We start from the raw sequence: 8,182 nt of genomic DNA on the forward strand, positions 1-8,182 counted from the left end.
CCCGGGCCCCGGGGCGGGGGCGCCCCGGGGGGGGGCCGCCGGGGGGGGGAGCCCGGGGGGGGGGGCGCCGGGGTCGGCCCCCGCCCCCGCGCCCCGCGGCCCCGGCCGGCCTCAGCCCTCGCACCGGTCGTCGAGGCGGAGCGTCAGGCCGGGCCAGTGCTCGGCCCACCGCGCCAGGTCCCCCGCGGTCGGCGACCACCGTGAGCGGAGGACTCCGTCCGGCAGGAAGCGGACGCAGGTCCCCGTGGTCCCGTCGGTCTCGACGGGCTCCAGATCGGTCACCGGGATGCCGTGTTCGTAGCGCCGGGTCCAGGATCCGTCGAGACGGCGGTTGGTATGGATCAGCCACTCGCTGAGCGCCGCGACGACGGACATGCCGCGGCGCGGATGCCCGTCCGGAAGCCTTTCCGCCTCCGGGAAGTCGAAGAACCGGAGGTCCTTCGTGGCCATGACCGGCTTCTTCACCACCTGGCCGTGCTCGTCGACGCGTGTGTCGGTGCCCCGTCCGTCGTCCTTCACCGAAACGGAGCCATCGGCGTGCAGCGTGACCACGCACCGTCCGTCGCCCCGGCTCGCCGCCTCGTCAGCGGCATAGGCGACGATCTCGAGAACGAGGTGCCTCAGGCCGTCCGGCGCGAACTCCGCGGCTCCCTCGCGGATCCGACGGAAATGGTCCGCGTCCACGGAACCGGCCCAGTCGTGCGTGGTGTTGACCCAAGAACTCCTTGATCCATCCATGGCGACCAGTATCCGCCGGGCTCAGGTCCGGGCCGCATGCATGGGCGGGCGGACGGAGGACCGCACCCGGCCCCGAAACGAGTCATCGGGGCCCCGGCCGCCGACGGAGTCTATTGCGCCGGCAGTTGCACGTCGCGGAACGTGTGGTGGGAGGACGTCGGCGAGGACGCGGCCACCTTCAAGGGCAAGTCGTCCTCCGCCACGTACACCGTGACCGGCTTCCAGGTGTCCGACTTCGGCTCACGGCGACGGCAGCAAGAAGATCAAGCTGTGTGTGCGCTGAACGGACCCGCTCCGTAAGGCGGTCCGTCCGGCCGCCCGGGGCACGGAGTGTCAGCTCCGGCTCCGGTAGGGCCCGTCGACGAGCTGGAACACCGGCTGGCCGCGCACCGGGTCCTGGGCGGTGGTGAGTTGGACCCGGTCCCCGCTGTGCACGTCGGTGGCCGGCCCGGTGACCCTGCCCCGGACGGTGAAGCCCTCGGCCATCTCGACGAGGGAGATGTTTCGTGCCGCCGGGGTGTTGCGATGGATGACCGTGGCGTGACGGACCACACCGGCTCCGGTGCTCGCCTCCGTCCGCAGGTCGCTGCCGGCGCAGACCGGACACAGCAGGCGCTGGTACATCGCGCTGCCGCACCACCGGCAGCGCTGGAAGAGCAGGGCGTCCGCGGCCGAAGTCCCGTTCGCCGTCGGGTCGGTGCCGAGAGCGGTGACACCCGGCACGGCTACCTCGGGTTCGGTGTCGAGCACGCCCGTCGAGGGTCGGGGGCCCGGATGAAGGGCGGTTCCTGGGTGGTGCACGATGTCATCTCCCTGCGCTCGGCCGGAGTCGAAGGTGCCCGGATCACCGCGCACGAGCCACAGGGTATGGCACTCAGTGCCACGCGTAAAGGCACTCGGTACCCTCGTGCGGGAAAGGGGTGCTCCTCGGGGAAGGGGTGCTCCTCGGTTGCGCCCGACGGTCGTGTCCGACCGGGCCCGCGCGACACTGCCGGACCGACAGTTCCGTTCGGCCGGTCCGCTCCGGTCCGCTCCGGTCCGCTCCGGTCTGCTCCGGTCCGCTCCGGTCCGCTGTGGTCCGGATCAGCCCTGTCCGAGCGCGGACTCGATCTCCCGCACCACGCGCCACATGGGTGCCCCACGACGGGAGATGACGACGACCACGTCCTCCTGGTCCTCGGCCGGAGCGGCGACGGGAGGCTCGCCGAACACGGCCTGAACGTGGCCGAGGGCGTGGTCGACGGCGGTGTCCGCGTCGCCCTGCCCTGCCGAACGCAGCCATGAGCGCAGCGCGTTGTTGTGCGCGGCGACCACGGCCGCGGCGATCACGTCGGCCCGCAGGGCGCCGTCGGGCCGGCCGTCGAAGCGCCCGCGCAGATACTCCGCGAGGGCGCGCTCGTAGCGCCAGACGACCGACAACTCGTAGGCGCGCAGGCCGGGCACCTTCTTCGTGAGGCGGTAGCGCTGTACGGAGAAGGTCGGGTTCTCGGCGTACATGCGCAGCACGAGCCGGGCGGCGTCGCAGACCCGCCGTACCGGTTCGTCCGCGTCGGTGCCGTCGGCGAGGAAGGCGGTCATGTCGGCCAGGCAGCGCTCGTGGTCCGGGAAGACCACGTCCTCCTTGGACGGGAAGTAGCGGAAGAAGGACCGTCGGCCGACCCCGGCGAGCGCCACGATGTCGTCGACCGTGGTCTGCTCGTAGCCGCGCTCCGGGAACAGCCGGAAAGCCGCCGCGACCAGCGCGTCCCGCATGGGGGGCTTCGCCGGCGTCGTGTCGGCGGTGTCGCTGCGCCGGGGTCCCTCGCTCATGAACGGGAACCTAGCATCGCGCGGAGGTGCGGGCACTCGGTGCGCGTGACCGAGGGAACCGAGTGCCGTGCGCCGTGGGGGAGGGGCTGTGCCAATTCCGGGTCCGGAGGTGTGCCAGTCGCCGGTGTGACCGGGCGCGGCCTTCGCCGGAGGGTGCCGGTGTGCCTGCCGCGCTGACAGGAATGACTTATTCCTGATGCGGATGAAATGTGATCGCATGTGAACTAGCCGTGTTGTCAACGAAGTTGACAGTCCCTATGGGGTGATCGACTATGTGGTCGAGCTGTGACCCAAGTGACCAATGGGTCCAGTGATTCTTCGACCACTCTTCCCGGTGCGGCCCCGGCTGCCGTGTGCCGCCGTGCCGCCGACGACCGGGTCATGGATCACCAAGATGGGATCTGCATGTCCATAGCGAGACGTGTCACCCTCCGCTGCCTGCTGGGGACGGGCGCGGCGGTCCTCGCCCTCGCGGGGTCCGCCCCCGGCGCCTGGGCCTCCGGCACCCCCGGTGGCGACGGCTGGGACAACGGCGGTGGCTACAAGCCCGGACAGGGCGCCGGCACGGTGACCGCGGCGGATCGCTGCGAGTTCTCCCTCGACGGGACGACCTTCCACGACTGGGTCCGTGTCGACGACCAGAACCTCAAGCCCACCGACGACGGCAAGGTGCACATCAAGGTCCGCGCGGCGGGCGACGCCGGCTCGTGCACCGCGTCCCTCGCCTCGTACCGTACGCACGGCGCCACCTTCAGGACCTCCGGTGAGCAGGTCTTCCACGACTTCGACTCCGTCCGGGTCGGGCCGGGCGCGACCGACTCGCTGGACATCGCGGTCCCGGACCTCGGCTGCTACGCCCAGATCGACCTCTACCGCGGCGCCGTGAAGTTCGACGGCAAGTTCGACGCCAATGACGGCTTCGACCACGGTGACCTGCCCAAGGGGCCGGACCGCGCGGTCATCAAGGACAAGCTGATCATGGCGTGGAACGGTGGCGGCAAGGACTGCACGGCGCAGCCGCCGAGCACGCCCGAGACGACGCCTCCGGCCACCACCCCGCCTGCCTCGACCCCGCCCGCGGAGACGCCGGGCAGCCCGACCCCGTCGACGCCCGCGGAGTCGACCCCGCCGCAGACGCCGGCCACGCCGTCGGCGTCCGGTTCGACCACACCCCCGGCCCCCACGCCGAACGGCGGTGGGTCGACCCCGCCCGGCGACCTCGCGGAGACCGGAGGCGGCAGCACACTGCCGATCGCCGTCGGCGCCGCCGCTCTCCTCGCGGCAGGCGGAGCGATCACCGTGGTCACCCGTCGCCGCCGCTCGGGGCGCGCCACTTCCTGACCCGGATCAAAGGCGCGCGCCACCTCCTGAACCGCATGGTCGGTGCGCGCCACTCCCGCCCGGGCCCGGGGCCCGCCATCGCGGTGCCCGGGCGGCGTGCGTCCGCTCAGGCCTCGACGGCCATGTGCCGGTCGGCCGCGTCGGCGGTGGCCGCCTTGTCGCCGCCGGCCGTGACGGCGCGGACGGCCGGGATGGCGGCCGCGATCACCGCCGCGACGACCGCGACGCCGCCGCCGATGATCAGGCTGGTGCGGAAGCCGTCCTCGGAGGCGAAGGTGAAACCGCCCAGCGTGGTGGTCATCTGGGCCAGCACGACTCCGATCACGGCCGCGCCGACGGACGTGCCGAGGGAACGCATGAGCGTGTTGAAGCCGTTCGCGGCGGCGGTCTCGGAGAGCGGCACCGAGCTCATGATCAGGGCGGGCATCGCGCCGTAGGCGAGACCCACACCGCTGTTGACCACGATGCCGACGAGCATCAGGCCCCAGGCCGTACCCATCAGGGTCAGCGCCAGGCCGTAGCCGGCGGCGATGACCAGGACCCCGGAGATCAGTGTGAACTTCGGTCCACGGGCGTCGGTGAGCTTTCCGCCGAGCGGGGAGACGAACATCATCATGATGCCGCCGGGCGCCATCCACAGGCCGGCGGCGAGCATCGACTGGCCCAGGCCGTAGCCCGTGGCCTCGGGGAACTGCAGCAGCTGCGGCAGGACCAGCATGCTGGCGTACATCGCGCAGCCGACGAAGACCGAGGCGAGGTTGGTGAGCAGCACCCGCGGCCGGGCGGTGGTGCGCAGGTCGACCAGGGGGTCGCGGGTCCGCAGCTCCCACACGCCCCAGCCGAGCAGCACCACGACGGCGGCGACGAACAGTCCGATGGTGAGGGCCGAGCCCCAGCCCCAGTCGGCACCCTTGGAGACGGCGAGCAGCAGGCAGACGAGTCCGGCGCCGAGACCGAGCGCGCCGGGCAGGTCGAAGCGCTGTCCCTTGGCGCCGGCGGGGATGTCGGGGATCAGGAACCAGACGAGCGTGGCCACCACCGCGGCCATCACCGCGGCGCCCCAGAAGAGCACCCGCCAGTTCGCGTACTGGGCGACGGCCGCGGCGATGGGCAGGCCGAGGCCGCCGCCGATGCCCATGGAGGCGCTGACCAGCGCGATGGAGGAGCTCAGCTTCTCCGTGGGGACGACGTCACGCAGCAGGGCGATGCCGAGCGGGACCATGCCCATGCCCATGCCCTGCAGACCCCGTCCGACGATCATGGGGACGACCGAGGACGACAGCGCGCACACCACCGAGCCCACGATCAGCGGTACCGAGCAGGCGAGGAGCATCCTGCGCTTGCCCAGGAGGTCGCCCAGACGTCCGGAGACCGGCACGAAGACGGCCGCCACCAGAAGGGTGGCGGTGATCACCCAGGCCGCGTTCGACGAGGTGGTGTCCAAGAGCTGCGGCAACTCCGCGATCAGCGGGGTCACCAAGGTCTGCATGATCGCCGCCGTGATGCCTGCGAAGGCCAGGGTGGCGACCACGCCGCCCGAGCGGCTCGATGCCTGGGTGGCATCCATAGAGGGGCTCCTCGTACTTGTCTGCGGTACCTGGGTGCGAAGGGACGATATGCATCGTACACGGGATATGCATTACACACATTGGATGTAGGCTGCACACCTCCGTGGCGCAGGTGCCACGGGCGGTCGGTACGGCGCCCGAGGGTGGCGCGTCGGACCGGTGGGAGCGTCGGACCAAGGTGCTGCCAGGCCAGGGCATTTCATGGCTCCTGGCCGGGAGAAAGGAAGGCGGCGGGCACATGGCCGGGCCCACGCGCGACGTCGAGTACGAGCAGATGCTGCTCAGCCGCCACGCGCTCGTGCGGCACAGGAGGGTCCGGCGCGAGGGCGGGCTGGAACGCAGCGCCTACATCCTGCTGAGCCGCATCGGTGTCCAGGGACCCATGTCCATCGGTGAGCTGAGCGAGGCCTTCGGGCTCGACGCCTCCACGCTCAACCGGCAGACCCGCGCGGCCGTGCGCTCCGGACTCGTGGACCGCATCCCCGACCCCGACGGCGGGACGGCCCGCAAGTTCCGCCTCACGGACCGGGGCGCACGCCTGCTGGACGAGGAACGCGCCCGCGGTGTCGAGGGTCTGGACCGGGTGCCGGCCACGTGGTCGGACGACGACATCGCCGGGTTCGCCGCCTGCCTCCGACGCTTCAACACCGACATCGAACGGCTGGCCGGCCGTCCCTGGCCCCGCCTCTGACACTCCGTCGAGCGCGTCCGGACATGCGGACCCCGACGTTCGGATCCGGACGGTGATCGTGTGATGACAAAAGCATCTCACCATCCGATGAATGGCTTATTCCGTGCATACGTGGATATGACATCGGCACGCGACGGTCGGTGAACACCGCGGGGGGCGGACATGGGTGTGGACGACGCGATGGTGCGTGCGCTGGGCACGGTGGCGAACTGGTTCCTCCTGGCCGTCGCCGCCCTGATCGCGCTCGGGGTCGTGCGCAACGTGTCGGCGCTCCTGCATCGCCTGCGCGCCCGGGGACGGATCCTGCCACTCATCCTGCTGCCCGAGCAGTCGGCCGAGGAAGCCGGCACCGCGGCGCCGAGCGCGCACCTGACCGCCCATCTCGCCGCCCACCTCGCCGAGCACCAGCGAGACAGCATCCTCGCGCCCGGCAGCCCGTCCGCCGCCACGGCCGTCAGCCGCCCGCAGACCTCCACGCCCGCACAGGGCTGGGTCGAGTCCCTGATCCGCATCGCCCTCGCCAGTCCGCCCGGATACGCCGTCCACCTCCACGAACTGGATCCCCACGGTGCCGACCGCCGCGTGTCGGTACGCATTCTGCGGGTGCCGAAGAACCGCATCGTCGCCGCCCGCGTCGTCGCCGACGCGAACGAGGAGAGGCTCGTCGAGAAGATCGCCGTCTACTGCATCGTGCAGGTCCGCAACCAGCCGGAGATGCTGCGCAGGATTCCGCGGTGGGAGCGCTGGGGCGAGGACGAGCGGGCCTTCACCCACTTCCGCAAGGGCGTCCACGAGCAGCGTCTGCACACACAGGCCCGAGCGGACGACGCGAGTGCCGGCGTCGACTACGGCACCGCGCTGCGGTCCTACAGCCGGGCCGTCAAGTTCGCGCCGGGAAACCTGCTCATCCGGCACGGTGAGGCGGCGCTCATCGAGCTGATGCACGCCCACCATCCGCACAACTATCAGCGGGCGATCGCCACCTACCAGCGGTGCACCGAGCTGTGGCCGGAACACATAGAGACCGCCTACCGCATGGCCATCGCCTACTCCCGCGCGGCCCGCCCCCTCCTGCGCGACCGCGACCTGCCGCCCGAGCGGATGCCGCAGCTCGAGGAGATGGCCCGCCTGGCCCGGGAACACCTCGCCGACATCTGCGCACGCCTGCGGCTGCGCTCACTGCTGCGCCGCTGGCTGCGCAACAGCATCCCCGGCGGCCGGTCCAACAGCGGAGAGCGCCGCTACTGGGGCTCGTGGCTCATGCCCCTGCCCCTCCCGGCGCGGCGGTCCCAGCGCCGTACGTTCCTCGGGGCGATCCGTATCGCGCTGGCGGCGCACGACCTCACCCAGCTCCATCTCAACGGTCGCAACGGCCGTACGAGCGTGACGGCCGACCGGCAGCAGCGCGCGGTGGCCCTGGCGTTCGACCGCGTGGCCAGGGAGGTGCTCGTCCGTCCCCGGCCCCCGGCACGTGGCACCGGCGTCCGGCGTCTGCTCTTCGACGACCACACCACGACGGGCGCCGCCCACGACGACCGCACCCACAGCACCATCACCCACCCCCGGGCGACCTCTCAGCACTGGGGGCCGGTGCGCAAGGGGTCCGCCGGCTGGATGACCCACTACAACGCGGCCTGTTTCCTCGCCCTCGCCATGACCCTGCCCGATACGTGCCTGCCTGCGGGCTACTCGCGCGACCACTGGCAGCAGGACTGCAACCGGTCCGCCCTCAACCAGCTCGACCGCAGCCTGCGGACGCCCGACAGCACGTTGACGGGGGACTGGATCGCCCACGATCCCGATCTCGACCTGCTGTGGTCGACCGACACCGGCGCGGCCTGGGCCGAGTTCATGAACATCGACATCCCCACCGCGCCACCACCGCCCCTGGCACCGCCCGCCGCGCCCCGACCGGCCGGGCGCCCCCGCGTCCCGGGCCCCTGACCGCCGGGGGGGGGGGGCGAGGGGGGCCGAGGCGCCCCCCCCGGGCGGCGGGGGCGGCCCCCCCCGCCCCCCCCCCCCGGCCCCCCCCCCC

At 72.1% G+C, this 8,182-nt stretch carries 7 protein-coding genes and 1 pseudogene; 4 read left to right on the forward strand and 4 right to left on the reverse strand.

Going from position 1 to position 8,182, the window contains the following annotated elements:
- Window positions 1–111 precede the first annotated feature (111 nt).
- Entirely contained in the window at window positions 112–738 is a 627-nt protein-coding gene (locus ACFV2J_RS42110) for an ATP-binding protein (protein WP_385443780.1), read from the reverse strand.
- A gap of 81 nt (window positions 739–819) precedes the next feature.
- On the opposite strand from ACFV2J_RS42110, the pseudogene ACFV2J_RS42115 reads away from it, so the two are divergent.
- Window positions 820–957 (forward strand): annotated as a pseudogene (locus ACFV2J_RS42115) (pectate lyase); the annotation flags it as partial.
- Window positions 958–1,071: 114 nt separating this feature from the next.
- On the opposite strand, the gene ACFV2J_RS42120 reads toward ACFV2J_RS42115, so the two are convergent.
- Complete coding sequence (locus tag ACFV2J_RS42120; protein ID WP_385097070.1) at window positions 1,072–1,539, reverse strand: Zn-ribbon domain-containing OB-fold protein; 468 nt, start codon at window positions 1,537–1,539, stop codon at window positions 1,072–1,074.
- 282 nt (window positions 1,540–1,821) lie between these two features.
- A complete protein-coding gene (locus ACFV2J_RS42125) occupies window positions 1,822–2,490 on the reverse strand; it encodes a TetR family transcriptional regulator (protein WP_385097073.1) in 669 nt (222 codons plus the stop codon).
- Between the two features lie 462 nt (window positions 2,491–2,952).
- On the opposite strand from ACFV2J_RS42125, the gene ACFV2J_RS42130 reads away from it, so the two are divergent.
- Complete coding sequence (locus ACFV2J_RS42130; RefSeq protein WP_385097067.1) at window positions 2,953–3,888, forward strand: LAETG motif-containing sortase-dependent surface protein; 936 nt, start codon at window positions 2,953–2,955, stop codon at window positions 3,886–3,888.
- A 106-nt stretch (window positions 3,889–3,994) separates the two neighbouring features.
- On the opposite strand, the gene ACFV2J_RS42135 is transcribed toward ACFV2J_RS42130, so the two are convergent.
- Window positions 3,995–5,455 carry an MFS transporter gene (locus ACFV2J_RS42135; protein ID WP_385096835.1) on the reverse strand — a complete coding sequence of 487 codons (1,461 nt, stop codon included), beginning with the start codon at window positions 5,453–5,455 and terminating at the stop codon, window positions 3,995–3,997.
- A gap of 239 nt (window positions 5,456–5,694) precedes the next feature.
- Between ACFV2J_RS42135 and ACFV2J_RS42140 the strand changes: the two genes are divergently transcribed.
- Together ACFV2J_RS42140 and ACFV2J_RS42145 are read left to right on the forward strand one after the other, a co-directional pair.
- Window positions 5,695–6,147, forward strand: a complete 453-nt coding sequence (locus ACFV2J_RS42140) for a MarR family winged helix-turn-helix transcriptional regulator (RefSeq protein WP_385096832.1) — start codon at window positions 5,695–5,697, stop codon at window positions 6,145–6,147.
- Between the two features lie 162 nt (window positions 6,148–6,309).
- Window positions 6,310–8,091 carry a tetratricopeptide repeat protein gene (locus ACFV2J_RS42145; protein ID WP_385096829.1) on the forward strand — a complete coding sequence of 594 codons (1,782 nt, stop codon included), beginning with the start codon at window positions 6,310–6,312 and terminating at the stop codon, window positions 8,089–8,091.
- Window positions 8,092–8,182: the final 91 nt, after the last annotated feature.

The sequence above is a fragment of the Streptomyces sp. NPDC059668 genome, from assembly GCF_042734135.1.
Taxonomy (GTDB): domain Bacteria; phylum Actinomycetota; class Actinomycetes; order Streptomycetales; family Streptomycetaceae; genus Streptomyces.